Source organism: Pseudomonas sp. HN11 (assembly GCF_021390155.1).
Classification (GTDB): domain Bacteria; phylum Pseudomonadota; class Gammaproteobacteria; order Pseudomonadales; family Pseudomonadaceae; genus Aquipseudomonas.
On sequence record NZ_CP089985.1, the window covers coordinates 2,940,451 to 2,966,031 of the forward strand.

Annotated in this window: 22 protein-coding genes and 2 pseudogenes; 15 read left to right on the forward strand and 9 right to left on the reverse strand. The window is 60.8% G+C overall.

Features of this window, described 5'->3' with window-relative positions; all coding sequences use genetic code 11:
* Positions 1-7: 7 nt before the first annotated feature.
* Entirely contained in the window at positions 8-898 is an 891-nt protein-coding gene (locus tag LVW35_RS13300; protein ID WP_233896108.1) for a LysR family transcriptional regulator, read from the reverse strand.
* A gap of 131 nt (positions 899-1,029) precedes the next feature.
* Here LVW35_RS13300 and LVW35_RS13305 point away from each other — a divergent pair, with 131 nt between their 5' ends.
* The 8 genes from LVW35_RS13305 to dctM all read left to right on the forward strand — a co-directional run bounded on the left by LVW35_RS13305 (position 1,030) and on the right by dctM (position 9,610).
* Positions 1,030-1,848 carry an FAS1-like dehydratase domain-containing protein gene (locus LVW35_RS13305; RefSeq protein WP_233896110.1) on the forward strand — a complete coding sequence of 273 codons (819 nt, stop codon included), beginning with the start codon at positions 1,030-1,032 and terminating at the stop codon, positions 1,846-1,848.
* 28 nt (positions 1,849-1,876) lie between these two features.
* Positions 1,877-3,040, forward strand: a complete 1,164-nt coding sequence (locus LVW35_RS13310) for an acyl-CoA dehydrogenase family protein (RefSeq protein WP_233896112.1) — start codon at positions 1,877-1,879, stop codon at positions 3,038-3,040.
* Positions 3,041-3,050: 10 nt separating this feature from the next.
* On the forward strand, positions 3,051-4,400 hold the full coding sequence (locus LVW35_RS13315) for an MmgE/PrpD family protein (RefSeq protein WP_233896114.1): 1,350 nt from the start codon (positions 3,051-3,053) through the stop codon (positions 4,398-4,400).
* A 9-nt stretch (positions 4,401-4,409) separates the two neighbouring features.
* On the forward strand, positions 4,410-5,603 hold the full coding sequence (locus LVW35_RS13320) for a CaiB/BaiF CoA transferase family protein (protein ID WP_233896115.1): 1,194 nt from the start codon (positions 4,410-4,412) through the stop codon (positions 5,601-5,603).
* An 18-nt stretch (positions 5,604-5,621) separates the two neighbouring features.
* Positions 5,622-6,437 (forward strand): HpcH/HpaI aldolase/citrate lyase family protein, encoded by an 816-nt coding sequence (locus tag LVW35_RS13325; RefSeq protein WP_233896117.1) that lies wholly within the window; start codon positions 5,622-5,624, stop codon positions 6,435-6,437.
* 102 nt (positions 6,438-6,539) lie between these two features.
* Positions 6,540-7,523: a TRAP transporter substrate-binding protein gene (locus LVW35_RS13330; RefSeq protein ID WP_233896118.1), complete on the forward strand. Its 984-nt coding sequence runs from the start codon at positions 6,540-6,542 to the stop codon at positions 7,521-7,523.
* Positions 7,524-7,697: 174 nt separating this feature from the next.
* Positions 7,698-8,330, forward strand: coding sequence for a TRAP transporter small permease (locus tag LVW35_RS13335; RefSeq protein ID WP_233896120.1), 633 nt, complete (start codon positions 7,698-7,700; stop codon positions 8,328-8,330).
* Positions 8,330-9,610: a C4-dicarboxylate TRAP transporter large permease protein DctM gene (dctM, locus tag LVW35_RS13340; protein WP_233896121.1), complete on the forward strand. Its 1,281-nt coding sequence runs from the start codon at positions 8,330-8,332 to the stop codon at positions 9,608-9,610. Before LVW35_RS13335 ends, dctM begins: the two co-directional genes overlap by 1 nt.
* A gap of 61 nt (positions 9,611-9,671) precedes the next feature.
* Here the strand turns inward: dctM and ampC are convergent, their stop codons facing one another.
* Entirely contained in the window at positions 9,672-10,826 is a 1,155-nt protein-coding gene (gene ampC, locus LVW35_RS13345) for a class C beta-lactamase (protein WP_233896123.1), read from the reverse strand.
* Between the two features lie 128 nt (positions 10,827-10,954).
* Here ampC and LVW35_RS13350 point away from each other — a divergent pair, with 128 nt between their 5' ends.
* The 5 genes and pseudogenes from LVW35_RS13350 to LVW35_RS13370 all read left to right on the forward strand — a co-directional run bounded on the left by LVW35_RS13350 (position 10,955) and on the right by LVW35_RS13370 (position 17,228).
* Positions 10,955-11,833: a LysR family transcriptional regulator gene (locus LVW35_RS13350; protein ID WP_233896125.1), complete on the forward strand. Its 879-nt coding sequence runs from the start codon at positions 10,955-10,957 to the stop codon at positions 11,831-11,833.
* Positions 11,834-12,458: 625 nt separating this feature from the next.
* Positions 12,459-12,776 (forward strand): annotated as a pseudogene (gene icmH, locus LVW35_RS13355) (type IVB secretion system protein IcmH/DotU); the annotation flags it as partial.
* Positions 12,755-14,782, forward strand: coding sequence for a type VI secretion system Vgr family protein (locus LVW35_RS13360; protein ID WP_233896127.1), 2,028 nt, complete (start codon positions 12,755-12,757; stop codon positions 14,780-14,782). The pseudogene icmH and the gene LVW35_RS13360, both read left to right, overlap by 22 nt.
* On the forward strand, positions 14,782-15,660 hold the full coding sequence (locus LVW35_RS13365) for a VRR-NUC domain-containing protein (RefSeq protein WP_233896130.1): 879 nt from the start codon (positions 14,782-14,784) through the stop codon (positions 15,658-15,660). Before LVW35_RS13360 ends, LVW35_RS13365 begins: the two co-directional genes overlap by 1 nt.
* Positions 15,661-15,662: 2 nt before the next feature.
* Entirely contained in the window at positions 15,663-17,228 is a 1,566-nt protein-coding gene (locus LVW35_RS13370) for a type VI immunity family protein (protein ID WP_233896133.1), read from the forward strand.
* Between the two features lie 64 nt (positions 17,229-17,292).
* On the opposite strand, the pseudogene LVW35_RS28970 reads toward LVW35_RS13370, so the two are convergent.
* From LVW35_RS28970 to LVW35_RS13380, 3 genes and pseudogenes are all read right to left on the reverse strand, one after another.
* Positions 17,293-17,585: pseudogene (locus LVW35_RS28970) on the reverse strand (integrase); the annotation flags it as partial.
* A gap of 175 nt (positions 17,586-17,760) precedes the next feature.
* Positions 17,761-18,648 (reverse strand): YghX family hydrolase, encoded by an 888-nt coding sequence (gene yghX, locus LVW35_RS13375; protein WP_233896134.1) that lies wholly within the window; start codon positions 18,646-18,648, stop codon positions 17,761-17,763.
* Between the two features lie 43 nt (positions 18,649-18,691).
* Positions 18,692-19,186: a PaaI family thioesterase gene (locus LVW35_RS13380; RefSeq protein ID WP_233896136.1), complete on the reverse strand. Its 495-nt coding sequence runs from the start codon at positions 19,184-19,186 to the stop codon at positions 18,692-18,694.
* Between the two features lie 135 nt (positions 19,187-19,321).
* Here LVW35_RS13380 and LVW35_RS13385 point away from each other — a divergent pair, with 135 nt between their 5' ends.
* Positions 19,322-19,876 (forward strand): YceI family protein, encoded by a 555-nt coding sequence (locus LVW35_RS13385; RefSeq protein WP_442799676.1) that lies wholly within the window; start codon positions 19,322-19,324, stop codon positions 19,874-19,876.
* On the opposite strand, the gene LVW35_RS13390 is transcribed toward LVW35_RS13385, so the two are convergent.
* Positions 19,873-20,763 carry a DMT family transporter gene (locus tag LVW35_RS13390; protein WP_233896140.1) on the reverse strand — a complete coding sequence of 297 codons (891 nt, stop codon included), beginning with the start codon at positions 20,761-20,763 and terminating at the stop codon, positions 19,873-19,875. The two genes, LVW35_RS13385 and LVW35_RS13390, sit on opposite strands and share 4 nt — an antisense overlap.
* 89 nt (positions 20,764-20,852) lie before the next feature.
* On the opposite strand from LVW35_RS13390, the gene LVW35_RS13395 reads away from it, so the two are divergent.
* A complete protein-coding gene (locus tag LVW35_RS13395; protein WP_233896142.1) occupies positions 20,853-22,178 on the forward strand; it encodes an aminotransferase-like domain-containing protein in 1,326 nt (441 codons plus the stop codon).
* 28 nt (positions 22,179-22,206) lie between these two features.
* Here LVW35_RS13395 and LVW35_RS13400 read toward each other — a convergent pair whose 3' ends face one another.
* From LVW35_RS13400 to LVW35_RS13410, 3 genes are all read right to left on the reverse strand, one after another.
* Positions 22,207-22,638: a nuclear transport factor 2 family protein gene (locus LVW35_RS13400; protein WP_233896144.1), complete on the reverse strand. Its 432-nt coding sequence runs from the start codon at positions 22,636-22,638 to the stop codon at positions 22,207-22,209.
* Positions 22,639-22,956: 318 nt separating this feature from the next.
* The gene (locus tag LVW35_RS13405) at positions 22,957-24,666 is read right to left on the reverse strand and encodes an amidase (RefSeq protein WP_233896146.1); all 1,710 of its coding nucleotides are present in this window, start codon (positions 24,664-24,666) and stop codon (positions 22,957-22,959) included.
* Between the two features lie 54 nt (positions 24,667-24,720).
* Positions 24,721-25,509: a helix-turn-helix domain-containing protein gene (locus tag LVW35_RS13410; RefSeq protein ID WP_233896147.1), complete on the reverse strand. Its 789-nt coding sequence runs from the start codon at positions 25,507-25,509 to the stop codon at positions 24,721-24,723.
* Positions 25,510-25,581: the final 72 nt, after the last annotated feature.

Sequence of the window (25,581 nt, forward strand, 5' to 3'; positions counted from 1 at the left end):
GTTCAGCTTAGGCGCTTTGTGGCATCAACGTGGCGATCAAGGCGCGAATGGTGCCGGGCAACGCCTCCAACTCCCGCACCAGGATGCTGCGCTCGCGAATCGCCCAGGGTTCGTCCAGCTTCACCGTCACCAGCTGCATGGTGCGGCTATGACGCACGGCGGCCGACTCCGGAATGATACCAATCCCCACACCGGCTTCGACCATTCGGCAGATTGCTTCGAAACTCGACACCTGGATACGCAGCGACAAGTGTTTGCCCAGCCGTTCGACGTGTTCGCGCAAAAAACTCAGTAAGGTGCTGCCTTCATGCAGGCCGATATGCTGGTAGGCGAGGGTCTGTTCCAGTGTGACTGACGGTTGCTCCGCCAGTGGATGGTCGACCGGCACCATCAATACCAGCTCATCCGTGCTGAAATGCAGCACCTGCAAACCCGCCGCTTCCACCGGACCGGCGATAATCCCCATGTCGCTGGTGCCGTCGAGCACGCCACGCACGATATCGCGGGACAGGCGTTCCTGGAGGTCGACGGTCACGCCCGGCCGTTGGGACAGGAAGCCTGCCAGTATTTCCGGCAGAAACTCGGTGACCGCCGTGGTATTGGCGAAGATGCGGATGTGCCCCGCTGAATCGACGCCGTATTGGGTGAATTCGCTCTTGAGATAGTCCACCTGGCGCATGATCAACCGTGCATGGTGCAGCAAGCGCTCACCGGCGGGAGTGATCTCCACGCCACGGCTGTCGCGGTACAGCAGGCGGGTGTCGAGTTGGCCTTCGAGGGCTTTGATCCGGGCGCTGGCGGCGGCCGGCGAAAGGAACGCTCGCTTGGCGCCCTGAGTCAGGCTGGGGGATTCGGCGATATGGATGAACAGGCGCAGGTCGGCCAGATCGAAATGCATGCAAGGCTCCCGGGACAGGATGGCGGCGTTCAGCATAACCGAACGCTGGTTTATTGAAATGCAAATTCTCAGAACGGATGCACACTTGCATGATCCGGGGCAGACACTCACTGCCCGAGGACCTGCACCCGATGAGCGCCACCGATTGGATCGGCCGAAGCGAAACCGCCCACGACCACCTCAGCCAAAACCTGCTCAAGCGAATTGCCGCCACCTTCGGCGAGGCCGTGCCCGAGGATGGCGCAGACATCCCGCCGTTGTGGCAGTGGTGTTTCTTCCAGAACCCGTTGCCGGAAACCGCGTTGGGCACCGACGGCCACCCGGCCCGTGGCGGCTTCCTGCCGCCGGCCGACAACCGCAATCGCATGTGGGCCGGTGGGCGCATCGAGTTCCGGCATGCACTGCGTGCTGGTGAGGCCGCGACGCGCGTATCGACCATCACTCAGGTGGAAGAAAAAACCGGTCGCACCGGCTCGCTGTTGTTTGTCACTGTGCGCCACGACTATTCCCAGGATGGCCGCGTTGCGATCCGCGAGGAACAGGACATCGTCTATCGCGAGCCCACGCCACCCAAATCTGGCAGTGGAGAAGCGCTTGAGCAGGGTGACTGGTCTGAAGCCGTCGACCCCACGCCAACCCTGTTGTTTCGCTACAGCGCCGTGACCTTCAACGGTCACCGCATTCATTACGACTACCCCTACGTCACTGGCACCGAAGGCTACTCAGGCCTGGTGGTGCATGGGCCCTTGATCGCCACCCTGAACCTGCGCGCATTCTGCCGTGCCCATCCAGATAAAACCCTGCGCCGTTTTGCCTATCGCGGCGTGCGCCCGCTGATTGCACCGCAGCCATTTGAAGTGGGCGGGCGCGTGAGCGAAACCGGTGTGGCACAACTTTGGGCCGGTAACGCCGATGGCCTGGCGCAAAAAGCTGAAGTCTTTTTCGAATAATCCAATAACAACAGGCGGAGAGCCGTTAATGAACCCCAATGACAACGAAGAACTCAATGCCATCCGCGAAGGCGTGCGCGCCTTGTGTGCCGAATTCGATGCCGCTTACTGGCGCAGGATCGACGAGGAAAAGGCCTTCCCCGAAGCCTTTGTCAAGGCGCTGACCGACGCCGGCTGGCTGTCGGCGATGATCCCTGAAAAATACGGCGGCTCTGGTCTAGGTCTGGCTGAAGCCTCGGTGATCCTTGAAGAGGTGAACCGCTGTGGCGGCAACTCCGGCACCGTGCACGGACAGATGTACAACATGTTCACCCTGCTGCGGCATGGTAGCGAAACGCAGAAACGCTTCTACCTGCCCAAGCTCGCCAGCGGCGAATTGCGTCTGCAATCGATGGGCGTGACCGAGCCCACCACCGGCACCGACACCACCAAGATCAAGACCACGGCGATCAAGCGTGGCGACAAATATGTGATTAACGGCCAGAAGGTGTGGATCTCGCGGATCCAGCATTCCGATCTGATGATCCTGCTGGCGCGCACCACGCCATTGGCCGAGGTGAAGAAAAAGTCCGAAGGCATGTCGATCTTTCTGGTGGACCTGCGCGAAGCCATCGGCCACGGCCTGACCGTGCAGCCCATTGCCAATATGGTCAACCACGAAACCAACGAGTTGTTCTTCGACAACCTGGAATTGCCCCTGGACAGCCTGATCGGCGAGGAGGGCAAGGGCTTCAAATACATCCTCGATGGCCTGAACGCCGAGCGCACCTTGATCGCCGCCGAATGCATCGGTGATGGTCGCTGGTTTATCGAAAAGGCGAGTGCCTATGCCCGCGACCGCGTGGTGTTCGGCCGGCCCATCGGGCAGAACCAGGGCGTGCAGTTCCCGATTGCCGAAGCGCATATCGAGATCGAAGCCGCGGACCTGATGCGCTGGCGTGCCTGCGAGGAATACGACAGCGGCGCCAATGCTGGCGCGAGCGCGAACATGGCCAAGTACCTGGCGGCCAAGGCGTCCTGGGAGGCGGCCAACGCCTGCCTGCAAACCCACGGCGGTTTCGGCTTTGCCTGCGAGTACGACGTGGAGCGCAAATTCCGCGAAACGCGCCTGTACCAGGTGGCGCCGATCTCCACCAACCTGATCCTGTCCTACGTGGCCGAGCATCTGCTCGAACTGCCACGCAGCTTCTGAGGGCCTGACCATGAGCCATACCCAAGCCTTGTGTCGGTTCCTGGCCGAACTGGATTACGCGCAATTGCCCGAGGACGTGCTGGCACGCACCGAAGAGTTGTATCTGGACTGGCTGGCCTCGGCCCTGGCCAGCAAAGGCGCACACCCGATTCCGTTGTTCGAGCGTTATGCGCAGAAAATGGGCCCGAGCAGTGGCCCGGCGCAGGTGATCGTCAATGGCGGCAGCAGCAGCGCGTATTTCGCCGCGCTGGTCAACGCGGCTTCATCTCATCTGGTGGAGCAGGACGACCTGCACAACAGTTCTGTCCTGCACCCGGCGACCGTGGTGTTTCCCGCTGCGCTGGCGGCCGCTCAGGACCTTGGCAAATCCGGCCGCGACGTGTTGCTGGCGTCGGTCGCCGGTTATGAAGCCGGTATCCGCATCGGCGAATTCATGGGCCGTTCCCACTATCGCATCTTCCACACCACGGCCACCGTCGGCACTCTGGCTGCAGCGGTGGCTGTAGGCAAATTGCTGGGTTTCAACGAAGAACAATTCATCAACCTGTTGGGCAGCGCGGGCACCCAGGCTGCCGGGTTGTGGGAGTTCCTGCGCGATGCCGCCGATTCCAAGCAACTGCACACGGCGAAAGCGGCGGCGGACGGCTTGCTCGCCGCGTACCTGACGGCGGAGGGGCTGAGCGGTGCGCGCAATATTCTAGAGGGCGATCAAGGGCTGGCGGCGGGCATGTCCAGTGACGCCGAACCTGCCAAGTTGTCTGCCGACCTTGGCAGCCGCTGGGCGTTGCTGGAAACCTCGTTCAAGTTTCACGCGTCGTGCCGCCATACCCATCCTGCCGCCGACGCGTTGTTAGACCTGATGCAACGCGAAGGCCTGCATGCCGAACAGATCGCCCGCGTGGAAACCCGCGTGCATCAAGGCGCCATCGATGTGCTCGGGCGCGTCAACGTGCCCGCCTCTGTGCATCAGGCCAAGTTTTCCATGGGCACCGTGCTGGGCCTGATCGCCGTGCATGGCAAGGCCGGGCTCACAGAGTTCCATGAGCTGGCGTTGACCGACCTGGCCGTCGCCACCTTCCGTGACAAAGTCAGCATGACCCTCGACCCCGAAGTCGATGGCGCGTATCCCCAACGCTGGCTGGGCCGAGTCACCGTCACCACACTGGATGGCCGCACATTGCACGGCGCCATCGACGAACCCAAGGGCGATCCGGGCAACACCCTGAACCGTGCGGAGCTGGCCGACAAATTCCTGCGCCTCACCCAGTTCAGCAACGCCCGCACATCGGCCCAGGCCAATGCCCTGATCGACAAGGTCTGGGACCTGCGCAACGCCGCATCCATGGCCGACTGGCTTTGAGGAACCGTCATGACTAACCCTAGACCGCTGGACGGCATCACCGTTGTCAGCCTGGAACACGCGATTGCCGCGCCATTCTGCACCCGTCAATTGGCCGACCTGGGCGCCCGGGTGATCAAGGTCGAGCGCCCCGGTGCCGGCGACTTTGCCCGTGGCTACGATGAGCGTGTGCGCGGCCTGGCCTCGCATTTCGTGTGGACCAACCGCTCCAAGGAAAGCCTGACCCTGGACCTCAAGCAGGACGAGGCCGGTACTATTCTCGAGACGTTGCTGGCCGATGCCGATGTGCTGGTGCAGAACCTGGCGCCTGGCGCCGCCGCGCGCATGGGCCTGTCGTTCGAGACGCTGCATGAGCGCTTCCCACGCCTGATCGTCTGCGATATTTCCGGCTATGGCGAAGGCGGGCCCTACGAGAAGAAGAAGGCCTACGACCTGCTGATCCAGAGCGAGGGTGGGTTTCTCTCCGTCACCGGCGGCCCTGGCGAAGACCAGATGGCCAAGGCCGGTTGTTCCATCGCCGACATTTCGGCGGGCATGTATGCCTACAGCGGCATCCTCTCGGCGCTGCTGCTGCGTGGCAAGACCGGGAAGGGCAGCCGCATCGACGTGAGCATGCTTGAAAGTCTGGTGGAATGGATGGGTTACCCGATGTACTACGCGTTCGATGGTGCACCCCAGCCACCGCGAGCCGGGGCGGCGCATTCGACGATCTACCCCTACGGGCCGTTTCCCACTGGTGACGGCGGCACAGTGATGCTCGGCCTGCAGAACGAACGCGAATGGGCGGCGTTCTGCGACAAGGTACTGCTCACCCCGGCGTTGGCGACCGACGAGCGTTTCTCCGCCAATTTCAAGCGCTCGGCGAACCGCGAAATGCTGCGCCGGATCATTGTCGACAGCTTCGCTCAGTTGGATGCCGAGGCGGTGATCCGGCGCCTGGAAGACGCGCAGATTGCCAGCGCCCGCGTTAACGATATGCAAGGCGTATGGGAACACCCGCAACTCAAGGCGCGAGACAGCTGGCGCGAGGTTGACAGCCCGGCCGGTCCGTTGCCGTCGTTGCTGCCGCCGGCACGCAATGCTGCCTTCACCCCGCGCATGGACGCTGTTCCAGGCTTGGGGCAACACAGCCAGGGCATTCTCGACAGGCTCGGTTACTCGGCGGACGCCATCGACGGCCTGCGCGCGCGCGGCGTTATCTAACAATAAGGAATTCAACAGATGCCCAAGCCATTGGTACGTTCGGCGTTGTTTGTGCCCGGTAGCCGACCGGAGCGATTCTCCAAAGCCTTGGCCAGTGGTGCCGACGCGGTAATCGTGGATTTCGAGGATGCGGTGGAAGAACCGCTCAAGCGCCAGGCGCGGGATAACCTTGGGGCGTTTTTGACGGCCAACCCCGCCGACCAGGTGTGGGTGCGTATCAACGCACCGGAACATGCCGAGCATTTTGAGGATGTGGCGTTCTGCAAGGCTCATCCCAATGTGGCCGGCGTCCTGTTGCCGAAGGTCGAAAGCGCGGCGCAGGTTGCGGTAGTGGCGGCAACCGGCAAAGTCATCTGGCCGATCATCGAGAGCGCGCGCGGTTTGCTGGCGGTGGCCGAGATCGCCCATGCAGCGCAGGTGGAACGCCTGTCATTCGGCGGCCTGGACCTGGCGCTGGACCTCAACTTGAGCAGCAATTCCCCGGCCGCCCAGTTCGCCCTGGACCAGGCGCGCCTGGCGCTGATCGTGCATTCCCGCGCGGCGGGACTGGTTGCACCGCTGGACGGCGTGCACCCGGCCATCGATGACCCTGAAGGCCTGCGCCGCTCGATCCGGCATGCCTATGAAATGGGGTTTGCCGGCGCGTTGTGTATCCACCCCAAGCAGGTGGCAGTGATTCACCAGGCGTTGGCGCCGAGCGCCGAAGACTTGGCCTGGGCCCGGCGGGTAGTGGATGCCGGTGCCCATGGGGCAGGGGCCTATCAGATCGATGGGCAGATGGTGGACGCGCCGGTGTTGCTGAGGGCGCAACGGCTGTTGGCGGCTCAGCTCTAGCGTTCGCCCACGCCGAACGCAGGTATCAAAAAATCGAAATTCACTACACGCGTGACATCAGGCACTTTGCCTTACAACACAACAATAAGAAGGTGATTTCCCATGCTCAAGCTTTCTCGGGCGCTGCTGTGCGCCGCCACCTTGTTTGCCGCGGGCCTGGCCCAGGCGGCAGACCCGATTGTCATCAAGTTCGCCCACGTGGTCGCCGAAAACACCCCCAAAGGCCAGGGCGTGCTGCTGTTCAAGAAACTCGCCGAAGAACGCCTGCCGGGCAGGGTCAAGGTCGAGGTGTACCCGAACTCGTCGCTGTTCGGCGACGGCAAGGAAATGGAAGCGCTGCTGCTGGGCGACGTGCAGATGCTGGCACCGTCCCTGGCCAAGTTCGAGCAATATACCAAGCAGGTGCAGATCTACGACCTGCCGTTCCTGTTCAATGACCTGGCCGCCGTCGACCGTTTCCAAGCCGCCCAGGGCAAGGAACTGCTCACGTCCATGCAGGGCAAGAACATCCTCGGCCTGGCCTATTGGCACAACGGCCTCAAGCAACTTTCGTCGAACAAGGCGCTGCATGAGCCCAAGGATGCCCGTGGCCTGAAGTTCCGCGTGCAGGCTTCGAGCGTGTTGGAAGAACAGTTCAAGGCGATCCGCGCCAACCCGCGCAAGATGAGTTTTGCCGAGGTGTACCAAGGCCTACAGACCGGCACAGTCAATGGCACCGAGAACACTTGGTCGAACTATGAAAGCCAGAAGGTCAACGAGGTGCAGAAATACTTCACTGAGTCCAACCATGGCCTGATCGACTACATGGTGATCACCAACGCCACGTTCTGGAAGGGCCTGCCACCAGACATCCGCAGCACTTTGGAGCAGATCATGGGCGAGGTCACCGTCGAGGTGAACAAGCAGGCCGAAGCGCTGAACCAGTCGGCCAAGCAGAAGATCATCGATGCCAAGACCAGCGAAATCATCGAACTGACCCCGGCGCAACGCCAGCTGTGGCGCGAAGCCATGCGCCCGGTGTGGCAGAAGTTCGAGGGGGAAATTGGCGCTGACCTGATCAAGGCGGCAGACGCCTCCAACCAGTAATCGCGGGTGGTACCGAGCGCCAATGTGGAAGCGTGCTTGCTCGCGAAAGCGGTGGGTCAGTCAGCAGGGTTATCAACTGGCAGACGGCATTCGCGAGCAAGCCCGCTCCCACATTTCGAGCCGGTTCCATCCTGAGCCTTGCATAACCCATCTCATTTTTTCGCGAGGTTTGCCATGCAAACGCTAAGGCGCGTCTGGGAGCACCTGGAGGAAGGCTTTATTGCCTTCCTGCTGGCCGCCATGACCCTGGTGACGTTCGTCTACGTCATGCTCAACAACATCTACACGCTGTTCTTTGCCCTGGCCGACAAGTGGGCGTGGAGCAGTCACTTCTTCGGCGCCTTGGGCGACCACACCATGACCTGGGCGCAGGACATGACCTGGAGCGTGGCGCTGACCAAGGCCATGTTCGGTTGGCTGATCTTCTTCGGTATTTCCTATGGCGTACGCACCGCCGGCCACCTCGGCGTGGACGCGCTGGTCAAACTGACCAAGCGCCCGGTGCAGCGAGTGCTCGGCATGCTCGCCTGCCTGTGCTGCCTGGCCTACGCCGGGTTGTTCATGATCGCCAGCTACAAGTGGGTGAGTGCGGTGATGGGCGCGCATATCGGCGCCGAGGACCTCGACCAGTACGGCATCGATGTGGGCGATATCGTGATCATCGTGCCCATCGGTTTTGCCATGGTGTTTATCCGCTACCTGGAAATTTTCTACCGTATCTTTACCCACCGCCAGGTCGGGTTGGGGCTGGCCGATGAGGCCGGTGAGGCCAGCAAGTTGGCCGGCAGCCATGAGGAGCGTCACTGATGGCCGTGCTCTGTCTGTTTCTACTGTTGTTCGTGTTCATGTTTCTTGGCGTGCCGATCGCGATTTCCCTGGGTCTGTCCGGGGCGGTGTCGATCCTGATGTTCAGCCAGGACTCGGTGAGTTCCCTGGCGATCAAGCTGTTCGAGACCTCTGACGCCTATACCTTCCTGGCGATTCCATTCTTCCTGCTCTCCGGTGCGTTCATGACCACCGGCGGCGTGGCGCAGCGCCTGATCGATTTTGCCAACGCCTGTGTCGGCCATATCCGTGGCGGCCTGGCGATTTCGTCGGTGCTGGCGTGCATGCTGTTTGCGGCGCTGTCGGGTTCGTCCCCGGCCACAGTGGCAGCGGTGGGTTCGATTGCCGTGGCGGGGATGGTGCGTTCCGGATACCCGAAAGAGTTCGGTGCGGGGATCATCTGTAACGCCGGGACCTTGGGCATCCTCATCCCGCCGTCGATCGTGATGGTGGTGTATTCGGCGGCCACTGAAACCTCGGTCGGCAAGTTGTTCATGGCCGGCGTGATTCCGGGATTGCTGCTGGGCCTGATGCTGATGATCGCGATCTACATCGTCGCGCGCATCAAGAAGCTGCCGGCGCAGCCACGTGCGACCTTCCGCGAGTGGCTGACCTGCGCACGCCGCGCGTTCTGGGGCCTGTTGCTGCTGGTGATCATCCTGGGTGGTATCTACAGCGGCATGTTCACCCCGACCGAAGCGGCAGCGGTGGCGGCGGTGTACTCGGCGTTTGTCGCGCTGTTCGTCTACAAGGACATGAAGCTGCGCGAGTGCCCCAGGGTGTTGCTGGAATCCGGGCGCCTGGCGATCATGCTGATGTTCATCATCGCCAACGCCATGCTCTTTGCCCATGTGCTGACCACCGAGCAGATCCCCCAGGAAATCACCGCGTGGGTGCTGTCCGAAGGCCTGACGCCCATTGGTTTCTTGATCATGGTCAACGTAGTGTTGCTGATCGCCGGCAGCTTCATGGAGCCGTCAGCCATCGTGCTGATCCTGGCGCCGATCTTCTTCCCGATTGCCATGAAGCTGGGCATTGACCCGATTCACCTGGGCATCGTGATGGTGGTGAATATGGAGATTGGCCTGGTTCATCCGCCGGTGGGGTTGAACCTGTTTGTGACCTCGGCGGTGACGGGGTTGACCCTGGGGCAGACTATCCGGGCGGCGTTGCCGTGGCTGATGATCTTGTTGGTGTTCCTGATCATGGTCACGTACTTGCCATTCATTTCACTGGCGTTGCCGCATTGGCTGGGGATGTAACAGGGTCAAAAAATGTGGGAGCGGGCTTGCTCGCTCCCACAGTTTAGTTTTGTATCGGGCCTCAATGGTCCAGCGCACTCAAGATCGCATGGGCCACTTTCACGCGCTCAGCATTCGGGTAGTTCTTGTTCGCCAGAATCACCACCCCCATTCCTTTGCTTGGAACATAGGCCACATAAGCACCAAAGCCATTGGTCGAGCCGGTTTTGTTCACCAGCGTGTCGGCATGCGGCGCCTGAGGTGGGGTCAGCCATTTCACCGGATGCGGCTCCACCGCCATTTTTGTCGAGTTACCTTCCACCAGAGCATCCCGCTTGATCGGGTACGGGTACATCTCCCAGCCCAACCCCTGGGTCATGCCCTCGACGGTGTAGTAGCCGGTGTGCGTAGTGGTGATGGCTTGTTGCAGCACTGGGTCCAGTTTCGCCGGGTGCATATTGACCTCGACGTAATGCAACAGGTCCGAAGCACTGGTCTTGATGCCATAGGCCTCGCTGTCCATCGCGCCGGGGCCCACTCGCACAGGTTTTCCATCCTTGCCATAGCCTTGGGCGTACAGGTCCATCTGGCTCTTGGGAACAGTGACGAAGGTGTGCTTGAGCCCGAGTTTCGGCAGCAGGGTTTTCTCCATCACTTGATCAAACGGCTGCTTCAGGCTCTGCGCCGCCAGGTAGCCGAACAGGCCCAGGCTCGGGTTGGAATACAGGCGGTGGGTACCCGGGGCGAAGTCGGGTTTCCACTGCTGGAAGTAGCCGATCATGTGCTGGGTGTTGTCCGCCGCGCGGGGAAATTGCAGGGGCAGGCCGCCGGCGGTGTAGGTACCCAGGTTGAGTAGGCTGATGTGGTCGAACTTACCATCGCGCAACGCAGGCAGGTACTGGCTGGCCGGACCGGTGAGGGTCAGTTTGCCGCTCGCCACGGCATAGCCGGCGAGGGTGGCGGTGAAGGTCTTGCTGACCGAGCCGATTTCAAACAGGGTGTTCTCACTGACAGGCTGTTTGGCGTCTTTACTGGCAACGCCGTAGTTAAAGTATTGCGCCTTGCCGTCCTTGACGACACCGACAACGAGACCTGGAATAGACTGTTGCTGCATCAGCGGCTTGACGCTGGCGTCCACCACGGCGCGCAGGTCGTCGGCGGCCAGGCAGTGGCCGGTGGCGAGAAATAACGCCAGGGCGCCCAAGTTACGCACTCCGGACAGGGAGAGTTGAGGCATGATATCGCTTCCATGAGAGTGATCGATTGAATGAAGAGCCTGCGCGGGCGTGGCCAATGTAGGCAGTTCGCGGGCGTTGGGCAAACGATGATATCTCGTACCTGCCATTAGATTAATTGGGGTCAAGCATGCTGCGCTCCCATCTTCCCCTCAATGCCCTGCGTGCCTTTGAAGCATCGGCCCGGCATTTGAGTTTTACCCGCGCCGCCATCGAGTTATGCGTGACCCAGGCGGCGGTCAGCCATCAAGTCAAAAGCCTGGAAACGCAGTTGAACGTGACCTTGTTCAAGCGCCTGCCCCGTGGCCTGATGCTCACCAGCGAAGGCGAAACCCTATTGCCGGTGGTGCGAGATTCGTTTGACCGCATCGCCCAGACCTTGAGCCAATTCGAAGGCGGGCATTACCGTGAAGTGCTCACGGTGGGCGCGGTCGGCACCTTTGCTGTGGGCTGGTTGCTGCCACGGCTGCCCGAGTTCCTGGCGCGTTACCCGTTTATCGACCTGCGCCTGTCCACCCACAACAACCGCGTCGACGTGGCGGCCGAAGGCCTGGATTATGCGATCCGCTTCGGCGCGGGTGCCTGGCACGGCACCGACGCCTGTGAGCTACTGGCAGCGCCTCTCACCGTACTCTGCGTGCCGCTATTGGCCGAGCAACTGCACGCACCGGAAGACTTGCTCAAACACACCTTGCTGCGCTCCTATCGCACCGATGAATGGAACCTGTGGTTCCAGGCCGCCGGTTTGCCCGCCGATACCCTGGTGCCGCGCAGCATCGTGTTCGATTCTTCGTTGGCGATGATGGAAGCCGCCTTGCAAGGCATCGGAGTGGCACTGGCGCCGGCGATGATGTTTTCACGGCAACTGGAGAGCGACGTGATCCGCCAGCCCTTCAACGTCGGCATCAGCACGGGCAGCTATTGGTTGACGCGTTTGCAGTCGCGGGCTGAAACGCCAGCGATGCTGGCCTTCAAGGGCTGGTTGCGGGAAATGGTAAAGCAGGGCTGAAAATCTTTTTTTTGAAACATAACGAATTATTTGCCAGGATTCGGCGCCCTACCGCGACACATGCACTGAGTCATCTCATGGACACACCGCGCCCGTCAGCTCGCATGCCCACCTGACCCAATTGCACAACCAGAAGAGGCTGCGCTCTGCCCACACCGCACGCATGCTCGAAGAAATGATGGCGGGGTACGAACAGGCGTTAAAGGACAAACCCGACCAAGCGCCGCCGCGTCCGTCCCAGGCCAAGGCGGATATCTATAGTAGCGAGCTTGCTCGCCTCTACAGGGTTGTTTAGCCACATCTGCCGATGAAATGTGCCCACCGAAGACAGTCAAAACTGACAGCCTATTACATCGCTAATTGTAGGACGGCTCTTGATCGTCCACGCCCTATTGAAGCTCCAAATCTTGCCCGCCTAGAGTAGCGCCAGCAGCGATCCATGTAGGACTGGCGTTGCAGCTCCGCAACCAACTAGATAGATAAAAGAGTGCACGCGATGAGTGACGCCATTTCGAACAGAGCCACCCACACAGAACCAACACCTGCCACCTCGCCCGAAAATACCCTTGAGCCGACGTCTACTGGCACCAAACCTGAACCTCTGCTCGCAGATCCCGAATTCGATATGCGTGGCCTGGCCTGGAACCCGCTATGCGACGCCGCCACGCCCCTGATCGGACTGGTCATCCGCCTGCGCCGTCTGGACCAGCACGACGATGTGCCCGCGCTGTACCAAAGCGTCAGCAACCAGATCACCACAATCATGGAAGAAGTCAACCAGCTCGACTACGACGCCGGCATGCTCAAGGCCTACTCCTACAGCCTGTGCCTGTTGTTGGATGAGGTAGTCATGAGCACTACCTGGGGCAAGTCCTCCACTTGGAGTGCACGCTCACTGCTCAGTCAGTTTCATGAGGAGACATGGGGCGGCGAAAAATTCTTTACCGTTATGAACAACATGATCCCCGAAGCGGCCAGGTACCAGCATGTGCTGGAGTTCATCCCCGCGAATACTGCGTACAGGCAGGCGAAACCGACCTCGATTTCATCACCCGCCTCGCAGCCGAAGAAGGCCTGCTCTACACCTTCGAACACCGCGCCGACGGCCATACCCTCGTCCTCACCGACCGCGTCGGCGGCCTGGGCACCATCGGCACGCACACCAATTGCCCGGTGATCTACCAGCCCATGAGCGGCGGCGACGCCCTGGAACCGGCATTGACCCGCTTCCACTACACCGAACAAGTGCGTACTGCGCGCCAGGTGCAGCGCGACTACACCTTCACCCACCCACGCTACAACCAGCAACACACCGCCACCGGCGACCAGGACCTAAACAACCAGCACAAGGACTACGAACGCTACGACTATCCCGGGCGCTACAAACGCGACATCGCTGGCAAGCCCTTTACCAAGACCCGCCTGACCGCCCTGCGCAACGACGCCAAGCTGGCTCATTTGGAGGGCGACGATGAACGCCTGCAACCGGGGTTGGCGTTCGACCTCAACGACCATCCGCGTGAGGACTTCAATGATCGCTGGCGCACCATCGCCATCGAGCACGAAGGCACGCAACACACCAGCTTGCAGGAAGAATCGTTTGGTAGCGGCCTCGGTACGTCTTACACGTTGAGGGCCAGCGCCATCCGCTGGACCTCCGACTGGAAGGCGCCGCTATGCGACAAACCCTGCATCGACGGCCCACAGATCGCCACGGTAGTCGGCCCACCGGGTGAGGAGATCTATTGCGATGAATGGGGCCGGGTCAAGGTGCAGTTTCCGTGGGATCGCTCGGACAAAAACAACGACCACAGCTCGTGCTGGATTCGAGTGACCCAAGGCTGGGCCGGGGCGACTTGGGGCTCGATGGCCATCCCACGTGTGGGTCAGGAGTTAGTGATCAGCCACCTGGATGGAGATCCTGATCAGCCGATCGCCACTGGAACCGCGTACAGGCAGACCAACCTGCCGCCTTACGCGCTGCCCAAACACAAGACTCGAATGACCATCAAGAGCCGAACCCATAAAGGCGAAGGTTTCAATGAGCTGCGCTTTGAGGATGAGCTGGGGAAGGAAGAAGTTTATATCCATGCCGAAAAAGACAAGAACGTCCACATCAAGCACAACAACACCACCTACGTGGGTAACGACCGAAGCGAGAAGGTCGAACACGACGAGCAGGTTGAAATTGGTCGTAACCGCAGCGAGCGAGTAGGTAACGATGAGCGCATAGCTATTGTTCAGGACCAGCATCTGGAGGTGGGCCGTGATCGAATTCAAATGCTGGGGCGCAATCATCACACCAGCGTCGGCGGGGACCGAGTCGAGGAAATTGCCAACAACCGGCATGATAAAATTGCCGCTGACCATAACATCCAGATCGGCGGCAGTGCTGAGCAATCAGTCCGGAACCACTACTGCCTGTCCGCTGGGCAACGCATTGAGCAAAAAACGACAGTGTTCGATGTCACATCGGGCGAACGCATTGTTCTGAGAGCCCCCGGTGGCAGCATCACGATTGATAGCGATGGCATTACCCTTGATGGGCTGACCATCAAGATCAAAGGCCCCGTCACCACGGATGCAATCGGTACGGGCAATCCGCTTGGCAGTCCACAATCGCCTCCCGCACCGCTTGGAGCATTCCTGGGACGTTACACGTTGCTGAAGAACGATCAACGTGCTTTCGCGGGCTATCGATATCGCATCACCGATGGCGCCACCCTACTCACCGAAGGCCTGACCTGCCCCCAAGGGGGAACTGACTGGACTGTTACCGAGTCATCCAAATCCGTGCAGGCCCATAAGGCAATCATGCGCGACGATCAACGAATCACCGAAACCTGGCAGCCCTATCTGATGGCTTTCGATGATGAAGCCCCACCCGTAGAGGCCGAGGCCATTTTTCCTGATGACTTTCTTGCTCAATACAGTGGAGACCTCGACTGATGCCAGTAGTCCCCATTGCCCGAACTCTCGCTCACGTTATCGACAGAGCCTATCGAGCTTATCGAGCGAACCAGGCTTATGAAAACGCCAAGACTGCCACCGAGCTGGCCCAACTCGCAGTAGAGATTAACGAGCGAAGAAAGCAGATCAAAAACATGCTTCAAGACACTATCGAAGCAATGACGCGTGAAATCGATATTAAAAGCTCCACATTTGCCGCAGTGGACCGGGGCGGCAATAGCACGGCTTCTCGCAGAGGCAAGGAGAACTTGAATTTCAAGGAATACATCGAACGTAAAGTGCCTTTTCGCCCAGCCATTAGCCAAGTGTGCACAGTTGCCCTACAGATGCCGATCAAGGTGCCACGCCGCATTCGTAAGAAGATCGCTGGCGACAGAGTGGAAACCACGATTGAGGTTGCACTCAAGCAGTTCACGGCCTCGCTGTTCTTTGAGTCCGTGGACGAGGCGCTGGAATGGCGAAGTCCACTCAAGGCCGAGCCAAACTACAACCAAAGCAGCCAAAAAGCGTTGCTTGGCGATCCAGCAACTCGCCCCAAACGGTTTGGCAGCGCGATACAGCCATTCTGGCCCCGCCCGCGTTCTCTGGCACCGGATCTGGTGGTCGTGGAATACCGCCAGGAACCGTTTGAGATCGAAAATGTATTTGCGGCGGTCGAGATCAAGTTTCCAAGGGATTGGGTAAAACAAACACAAATAGACCAATACGCGGAGCTTATGCAGCCGAGAACTGGAGCCAATCGAAAAAAGATTGGGCGGGAGAAAGTGGCCTTACTACGGGTGCCGGAGGATTGCACTGGCTTTGAAACGGATAACAAACAGACCCCTACATCCAAAGGCACAAAAAACAGGAGGTGAACGTGAGTACAACCCATAATTTGTTTGATGAAGATGAGCGTGATGAATTCATTGCAGAGCTCAAGGAGTGGCCAAACACTGATTGGGGGACAGACGATGCCCGACACAGCGTCAGCCCGTTCATCAATTTCTATTTCCCCCCTGGCCCGGACAACCACAAAGAGGCAGCTCTGCTGATGGTGGATATCCACGAAGCCTTCGAACAACTTCTTGGCAAGCCTTACACCGTTGGCACCCACCCAGTCTCGGAACGCCCACACCCATACGGCTCGGCACGCCTGCCGGACCTACGTGAACAGGCCAGGAAAAGTCTCGACGACGAATCCTTTGTTTTTAATTTTACCGACGAAAAAAATCATGCTTCGTCACCGACGACAGCAGGATATTTCTGGCGCACATGGTTCAAAAGACACGAAGGAAGAGACACCGCGTACTCCTCAATCACGTTCTATTACCGCTGGCAATGGTGGCGGGACAACCGCGAAGCGTGGCGCCGCTTTGTGCTCAAGACCATTGACCTGCTCAAGGCGCATCAGGTCTACAGTGGCTTCGCCATGGCCAACCCACTCGAATTTGGTACGCGATCAGCCGTCACCACTTGGGAGCGAGCACTAGCCCCCAACTTCTACGGTCTGGATATCGACTACGCATTTAGCATGCGCGGCGAACTGCTCGACGGCATCCGCCCCCCCACTTGGGCCTTCCTGCTCGCCGACCACTGGCGCGAGAAACTTGACCTGACCCGCGAGCAAGTACGTACGGCGCTGTCTCACCCACGCATCAGCATCACCGAATTACAGAGCGGCCAATGGATCGAACTGGGCGAACAACCAGAATTGTATCCGGTGGAACAGGGTGTACCCGAACTGCCCATGCTCTTGAACAAAATGCTCAAGCCTATCCGCTGCGATGAGTTGGGATTGCTGGGCTTCGGCCAATGGGACGGCGATCCCAACGAGCGTTTCACTGACGCTGACAGCCGTCGCTGGATGGCCCGCTTTGACGCTGACAGCGATTGGCCTACGCCAACAATGCGCTTCATTGCTCCATCGCCCATACCTTCCGTCCAAGCCTCTACGCCAATACCTCTTCGTATGGTAGCGGGCACAGCTTGCATTCAAGCCGGATGGTGGCTGGTTCCAGGGCAGGCGGAAACCCGGCGAGCCTTCAAACAGGGCGAGATCATGCCAGGCCTCAATGCGGCGCCCACAGACGATTTGGTGACATGGCAGCGTGACCTTGATCAGACACCACCAGAGCCTGCCCGCTATGCCAATACCCATGATCCGGCTCCTCGCGCAGGACGCTGGGAAGTTGAAAGCGACCGCTTCATCGCACACGATGTTCAGTTGAACGAACCGCTACCCGCCCACGAAGGCCGGGTCGTGCGCTGGCACTGGACCGTTAGCGGCATGCGTGCGAACAGCGGGCAACCCTGTCCATATCCGGGTGCCTGGGTGTGTGAATATAAGCCGGGGAGTAAGCAAGTCATCGAGCATGGCGTTCCGATGCCGACCGTGGATGGGGAGAGAGTCGTCTGGTTTTGGATGGGACTGGAGCCATCGTAATGGCGACGGATGGCAGCCAAATACCAAATACGACTTTTTTGGCATCCGAGCTCCTGTTGACCTGGCGGACAATCACCACCGCCTGTCGGGACAGGAGCACTATGTACGGCGGGATGATCTTTTCTCCTTGCGCAGGTGAACCTGAAGTTGCTTGACCTGCACTGGCGGAATGATCCAAAGCCCGCGTTCCATGTCAAATTGCTCCGGTACTGCCGAGTGCAGTTCGCCTGTTCGCACACCGGTCAACAGCAACAGGTATAAACCCGACCGGGTGGCCGAACGCCCGCCGTACTGACGCAACGTGCGCAGGAATGCTGGCAACTCGTCCATACGCACATTGTCGGAGCTAGGTACTGGAACTATGAACCGAAAGTTGGCGACATTTCTAATCTGGGTGTATGGACCGGACAAATGGTTGACGAGTGTGCGGGGACTTGGCCCCCTATGGGTTCACTGTAGATCTCATGCTGCAGCTGCGCAGCCCGGCGGCAAGCCCGCTCACCATAGCAAGCCCCCTACATTCAGACCTCCGTCAGGCCAGGTATTTGTTGAACCAGCCTAGAGTGCGTTCCCACGCCAGATTCGCCGCCGCCTCGTCATAGCGTGGCGTCGAATCGTTATGAAAACCGTGATTGGCGCCCTTGTAGATATACGCCTCATACCGGGTGCCGGCGGCCTTGAGCGCCTGCTCATACGCCGGCCAACCCTCGTTGATCCGCGTGTCCAGCTCACCGAAATGCAGCATGATCGGCGCCTTGATCCGTGGCACGTCCTTGGCCTCCGGCTGGCGCCCGTAAAACGACACAGCCGCGCCCAGTTCCGGATAAGCCACCGCCGCCGCATTGGTCACGCCGCCGCCATAACAGAAGCCGGTAATCCCGACCTTGCCGGTGCTGCTGTCGTGGTGCATCAGCCATTCGATGGCGGCGAAGAAGTCGTTCATCAGCTTGGTCGGGTCGACGGTCTGTTGCAGGGCCACGCCTTTTTCATCGTTGCCGGGGTAACCGCCCACCGAGGTCAGGCCATCCGGGGCCAGGGCGATGAAGCCGGCTTTGGCCAGGCGGCGGGCGACGTCTTCGATGTAGGGGTTGAGGCCGCGGTTTTCGTGGACCACCACCACCGCCGGCAGCTTGCCCGTGGCCTTGGCCGGGCGCACCAGGTAGCCGCGCACGGTGCCGTTGCCTTTGGGTGACGGATAGGTGATGTAGTCGGCGAGGATGTCCGGGTCGGTGAATTTCACCTGTTCGGCCAGGGCGTAGTTGGGGCTCAGGGCCGCGAGCAGCGCCGAGGCGGTCAGGCCGCCGAAGGTGAAGAGTGCGGCGCGGTCGAGAAATTCGCGGCGGTTGATCTTGCCGTGGGCGTAGCCGTCATAGAGTTCCAGCAGTTCGGGGGCAAAGTCTTTCGCGGTGAGACGAGTCATCGGTGCATCCTCGATTAGCGGTGGCGGTCAATGTAGCTCAGGATCAGTCCTCGCGACCATGGGCGGCGGCGGCCAATAGGCCGGTGTCGACGCGCACGAAAATGGAATCGCCGATGGCGGTCAGCACGTCCCCGGCGTACACCTCGCAGATTACGCGGGTTTTGCGACCCACCTCGCCGTCGACACGCGCACGCAGGGTGAGGGTGATGCCCATGGGCGTCGGCTTGATGAATTTGATCCCCAGGTTACCAGTGACGCAGTCGATGCGCGGCAGGCTGCTGGGTTCGCGCCCTTCGGCGTGGTAGTGGTAGGCCATGGCGGTCCAGTTGGAGTGGCAGTCCACCAGCATGGCGATCAGGCCGCCGTAAACCAGGTCGGGCCAGCCACTGTATTGGGCGTCGGGTAGGTGTTCGGCGACCAGGTGGATGCCGTCTGCGTCCCAACGGCTCTTGATGTGCAGGCCATGGGGGTTGCTGGCGCCGCAGCCGTAGCAGATGCCTTCCGGCGCGGTGATGTCCTGGAGTGAAGGGGCGTGCATGCAGCGTCCTTATTATGGTTGGGGCGACTACTCTGTTTAGCAGGACAAACGCCTGAAGGGAATAAATCCATGGTGTGGCGTGTTAGGTCAGTACCTTGTGTCCTTTCCTCAGCGGAGCGTTGCATGAAACGTCTTATGTCCCCGGTCACGGTACTGGCCCTGATGCTTGCTTATGGTTCCAGCGCCCAGGCGGTGGAGTACAAGGACGTCAACCGCACCGCCAGCCAGATCAGCTTCACCTACAAGCAATTGGGGCAGCGGGTGTACGGCACGTTCAGCGAGTTTGAAGGTACCTTGACCTTCGATACGCAACAGCCGGAAGCCGGGCATGCCTTGCTCAAGATCCAGCTCGCCAGCATCGATGCGGGCAGCCCGGACGCGAACGACGAGCTGCAACGCGCGTCCTGGTTTGATACCGCCACGTTTCCGGTGGGCGTGTACGAATCCACCGGCGTCAAAGCCTTGGGGGACAACCGCTACACGATCAGCGGCAACCTGACCATCAAGGGCACCACGCGCCCGGTAGACGTCGACGTGGTGCTCAAGGAGCAAAGCGGCATTGGTGTGTTCGACGGCGAGTTCGTCCTCAAGCGCGGCGACTTCAAGATCGGCGAGGGCGAATGGGCCGGCAACAGCGTGGTGTCCAACGACATCAACATCAAGTTCAAGATGGTCGCGCCCCAGCGTTAACGGGCGAATTTCTTCGCGCCGGCCACGCAGCCGATCACCGCGACCGTCACCAGTACCATGCCCAGGCTGACCTGCTCGTGCAGCAGGCCCGCCGCCAGCGCCAGGCCAAAGAACGGTTGCAGCAACTGCAACTGACCGACGGCGGCGATACCACCCTGGGCCAGGCCGCGGTACCAGAACACAAAGCCGATCAGCATGCTGAACAGCGACACGTAACCCAGGCTCAACCAGACGGGCAGGCTGATGCCGCTGAAACTCGACGGCGCAAGCATCAGGCTCAACGGCACCACCACCGGCATCGACACCACCAGCGCCCAGCAGATCACCTGCCAACCGCCCAGGCTGCGCGACAGCTTGGCGCCTTCGGCGTAACCCAGGCCGCACACCAGCACCGCCAGCAGCATCAGCAGATCGCCGGCGGGTGCGGCGCTCAAGCCTTGGGCGACGGCATGACCCATCACCAACACACTGCCCAGGATCGAAAATATCCAGAACACCGGACGTGGGCGCTCACCGCCGCGCAACACGCCAAACACGGCGGTAGCCAGGGGCAGCAGGCCGATGAACACGATGGAGTGGGCCGAGGTCACGTATTGCAGCGCCAGAGCGGTGAGCAAGGGGAAGCCAATCACCACGCCAAGGGCGACAATCGCCAGCGGCACCCATTGGTTGCGCGCGGGGCGTTTTTCCTTGAATAGCCACAGCAAAGACACGCCGAGGACGGCGGCGATCGCGGCACGGACCATGGTGAGAAACACTGGGTCGAATTCCATCACGGCCAATCGTGTGGCGGGCAATGAACCACTGAAAATCACCACGCCGATAAAGCCGTTGATCCAGCCTTGGGTGCTGGTGCCCAGTGTGTTGAGAGGGGATGTGCGTTCCATGAGGAGTGCCCGAAGCCAGAGGGGTTGCGTTCAAGCCATCCTAGGGGCGAGGATTAAGACAATCAAAAAATTGTCATGGATACATCCCCATGCCGCGCGCCCGCTACAAGTCCCTGGTCGATACCTTTGCCGAAGCCATCCGCAGCGGGGATATGCCGCCGGGCACACGGCTGCCGACGCATCGACAACTGGCTGCCAACCATAGCCTGGCGCTGGCCACTGCCAGCCGCGTGTACACCGAGCTTGAAGCCATGGGCTTGGTCAGCGGCGAAGCCGGGCGTGGCACCTTCGTGCGCGAGATCTCTTTGCCGCCGGGGCAGGGCAGTGGGCAGATGACGGTGGCGGCGGGCGCGCTCGATCTCAACTTCAACTACCCCTCGTTGCCGGGCCAGGCGGACCTGTTGCGCATGGCGTTGCGCCAGCTGGCGTTGTCCGGCGACCTCGAAGCCCTGTTACGTTACCAGCCCCACGCCGGGCGCCTGCATGAGCGCGCAGCCTTTGCGCGGCATTTGCTCAGTCGAGGGCTCAGTGTGGACGCTGAGCAGGTGCTGCTGGTCAGCGGCGCCCAGCATGGGCTGGCGGTGATAATGATGGCATTGCTCAAACCTGGGGATGTGATCGCGGTGGATGCGTTGACCTATTCGGGGTTCAAGGTGCTGGCCGAGACCCTGCACCTGGAAATGCTCGCGATTCCGGTGACGCCGACCGGCCCGGACTTGGAGGCCTTGCAGAACCTGTGTCGCAAGCGCCCGGTACGTGCCGTGTACAGCATGCCGACTCTGCACAATCCCCTCGGTTGGGTGATGGAGCTGGCGCAGCGCGAGCAATTGGTGTCTATCGCCCGTCAGCACAATCTGATGATCATCGAAGACGCGGCCTACGCGTTTCTGGCTGAAGACGCACCGCCACCGGTGGCGACGCTGGGGCCGGAACGCACGGTGTACGTGGGCGGGCTGTCGAAAAGCGTCGCGACGGGTCTGCGCGTAGGGTTTATCGCGGCACCGGTTGAATGGGTAAAAACCCTGGAGCGCACCATCATGGCTACCACCTGGAATGTGCCCGGCGTGATGAGCGCGATTGCGGTGGCATGGCTGGAGGATGGCACCGTGACGCAGCTTGAGGCGCAAAAGCGCGAGGATGCGCAGGCCCGCCAGGCCCTTGCCGCCCAGGTGTTCAAAGGGCTGACCACCATCAGCCATCCCTCGTCGTATTTCTTGTGGCTGCCATTGGCGGAAGACGCCCGGGCGGATCAGGTCGCCATGATTTTGCAGCGTGACAACATCTCCGTGTCCACTGCCGAGCCGTTTGCTGTATCGGGGCATGTCCCGCATGCGTTGCGTTTGGCCTTGGGGTCGGTGCCGATGTCGGCACTGCGCGAAGCGTTGTTCAAGGTGCGCAAGGTAGTGGCGTGGTGAGCCGGTTTCAACGGCTCACCGCTGGGCATCAGTACTTGTAGGCCTGACGTCCGATCAGCAGCCATTTGCCTTTCTGTTTCTGCCAGACCTGGAAGTTGTCGATGTCGGTAGGCACTTCAACACCGCTGTTCACGGCCAGGGCGTGGAAATGGTTGCGTACCAGCGCGGTATCACCTTGCAGGGTGATGGTCTGGTTTTGCATTTCCAGGGTTTTGAAGGCGCTGGTGTGGGTTTCCAGGTCAGCGATGAATTGGTCTTTGTTCTGCACCTTACCGCTGGAGTGGCCGTAGGTGAGCTTGTCGGCCGTCAACGCGTGAAGCTGCTTGAGGTCCAGGTGCAGCATGGCTTGGGTCAGTTGGTCGACCGCTTGGGCCACCTCCTTTTCGGCAGGGGCAGGCGCGGCCGCGACATAACCGCTGAACAGGCACAGAAAACCGATCAGCACTTTGACGTTTTGCATGGTGTTTCCTTATTGTTGTTGGGGGTTGGCACGACAGCTTGAGTCGTCGTACAACCATGCAATATTTCGGATGAGGAAGGAAAGTGAAATTTCGAAACCTCCTCAAAATATTAAGTTTCAAGGCGTCGTAAGACAGTTTTTTATTTGTACGACATCTCAACACCTTGTTAAGGCGCGAGGATTTTATGCTGACCTACGCGTGTGAAATGCGGCTGAAAATGGGGGAGCTGGCTTGCCTGCGATAGCCTCACCTCGGTATCTCTGAGAGACCGAGGCGCCTGCATGCGGGCAAGCCCGGCTCCCACGCAATCCCTGCGTTTAGCCTGCTGCCAACGGCGGGGTGCGCGGCGGAACCAGGCGTTTGTTGCCGGTCGCCTCATACGCCGACGCAAACCGCAGCAACGCCGAATCGTCATACGCCCGCCCGGCAAAGGTCAGGCCCACCGGCATGCCGATATCTGCCATCACGCCCATTGGCACGGTGACGGTCGGCACGCCCAGATGGCGGATAGCGAGGTTGCCGTTGGCCACCCAGACGCCGTTGCTCCAGGCAATATCGGCAGAGGTTTCGTTTACGTCAGCATCCGCCGGGCCGACGTCGGCTACGGTCGGGAACAACACCGCATCGAGGCCGAGCTTATCCATCCAGTCTTCCAAGTCGATCCGCCGGGTCTGCTCCAGACCGCGCAGGCCGTCGGGGACGGTGCTGATTTCGTTCCACGGGGTGATGCCGCGTTCGGCCATGCGCACGTATTCGTCCATGCCCGCCGCCAGATCATCCTCACGGTTGGGCAGGGTGCCGGGGTCGTGGGGGAAGATCTTCGGCCCGTCCACATCCGCCAGGCGGTTGAGGGTGGGGTCGTTGTTGGCGCGCAGGAAATCATCGAAGGCCCAGGCCGACAGCTCCCACAGTTCGTCGTGGAGGAATTCTCTGGACACCAGCCCGCGGGTAAACACGGTGGGCGCGCCAGGGCGGTCGCCTTCGCAGTTGGACACCAGCGGGAAGTCCACGTCGATGACTTCGGCGCCGGCCGCCACCAGCGCCTGGCGTGCGTCGTTCCACAGGTCGATCACACTGGCGCGGGTGTTGATCTTCTGCCCGGTCGGACCACCGATGCCAGGTTTCTCACTGGTGCCGGCGTCGGGGTCGGCATTGATATACATGCGCGGCACGCCAAAGCGTTTGCCCGCGAGGGATTCGGCAGTCACGGCCAGATCAGCGTAGGACGCCGGGCGCACCGAGGCGACGCTCGGGATCGGCACCCAGGGTTGCAGGCGCCACAGGTCGCCACGGGTGTCCGGGTCTTCGGCCACCACCACATCGAGGACTTCCAGCAGATCAGCCATGGTGCGGGCGTAAGGCACCACCACGTCCATGGTTGGCGTGAGCGGCCAGTTGCCGCGTACCGAGATCACGCCACGCGACGGCGTGTAGGCGCACAGGCCATTGTTGGACGCCGGGCCACGTCCGCTGGACCAGGTTTCTTCAGCCAGGCCAAAGGCGGCAAAGCTTGCCGCCGTCGCGGTGCCGGCGCCGTTGGACGAGCCGGAGGCAAACGGCGCCGTCAGGTAGCCGGCGTTATACGGGCTTTCCGCCCGGCCATACACGCCACGCTGCATGCCGCCATTGGCCATCGGCGGCATATTGGTCTTACCCAGGCAGATGGCGCCGCCGCCGCGCAGGCGCTCAATGGTGAATGCATCACGCTGGGCGACCAAATGGGCAAATGCCGGGCTACCGGAGGCGGCAGTCAGGCCCTTGACCAGGTAGCTGTCTTTGGCGGTGTAAGGAATGCCATCCAATGGCCCCAACGTTTCGCCTTTGGCCCGGCGCGCATCGGACGCCTCGGCTTCTTTCAAGGCGTCGGGGTTGCGCACCACCACCGAGTTCAAGGCGGTGGCGGTGTGCGGACCGTCATAGGCATCGATCCGCGCCAAGTAGGCCTTGACCAGTTCAACGGCCGTGGTCTGGCCGGATTCAAGCGCAGCGCGCAATTGGGCAATGGAGACTTCAGTAACTTGCATCACGTTTTTTTCGCCGCCTTCACGTGGGGGTATGGCGGCAGTCTACGTACAGATATTTCACAAAACCAGCGCGGCATAATCCGCATAGGCGCCGCGCATCACCTGCCAGGTGGTCTCGTCCGCAGGAATCAGATGTTCGATCCGCAGGGAGGTGAGGGTGATGTCCTGGGGCATGCCGAAGGTGGTGAAGGTCGACAGAAAGCTCAGCTCGCCCTGTCGTGAGCGCACGCGCGTCAGCACCAGTGGGGGCAGGTGCGCGGGCAGTTCGGTGTTGGTCGGTGTCGGCAAACTCGCCAGTAATGCAGCCAGTTCGGGATTGCCCAGCGCTTCACGGCTGGCGCGCTGCCAGGCCAGGGTTCGGATCTCGTCAGCATTGATCAGATGATCGCCCAGCCCCCCCGGTTGCAGCAGCGTGGTCAGCAAGTTCAAGCCCTTGGCCGCGTCCGGCGGAATGCCCACCAGCTCAAACAGCACGCCAGCACTGGCATTTGCCGCCAGCACTTCCCACTGGCTGCCCAACAAAATGGCAGGGGCCGGATTGTTGGCGTGCAGCACATGGCCGACGGCTTCGCGGATCGCCGCCATTGCGGGTGAGGCGAGTGGGGTGGCGGCATAGCGTGGGGCGTATCCGGCAGCGAGGAATACGCGGTTGCACTGCTCCAACGGTGCCTCCAGCGTGGTCAACAGGTTGTGCAACGTGCCGGGGCTCGGCTTGGCCCGTCCGGTTTCGATGCAACTGAGGTGGCGCTGGGAAATGCCGGTGATCAGGGCCAGGTCGAGTTGGCTCAACTTGGCGCGCCGACGCAATTGGCGCAGTTGTTCGCCGACGGTAGCAGGTTTGTCCATGGCGGAATCATGACCTCCGAGGTCATTGCGAGGGGCCAAACCTTATCACTAAGGTGGGCCTCTATCACGCCA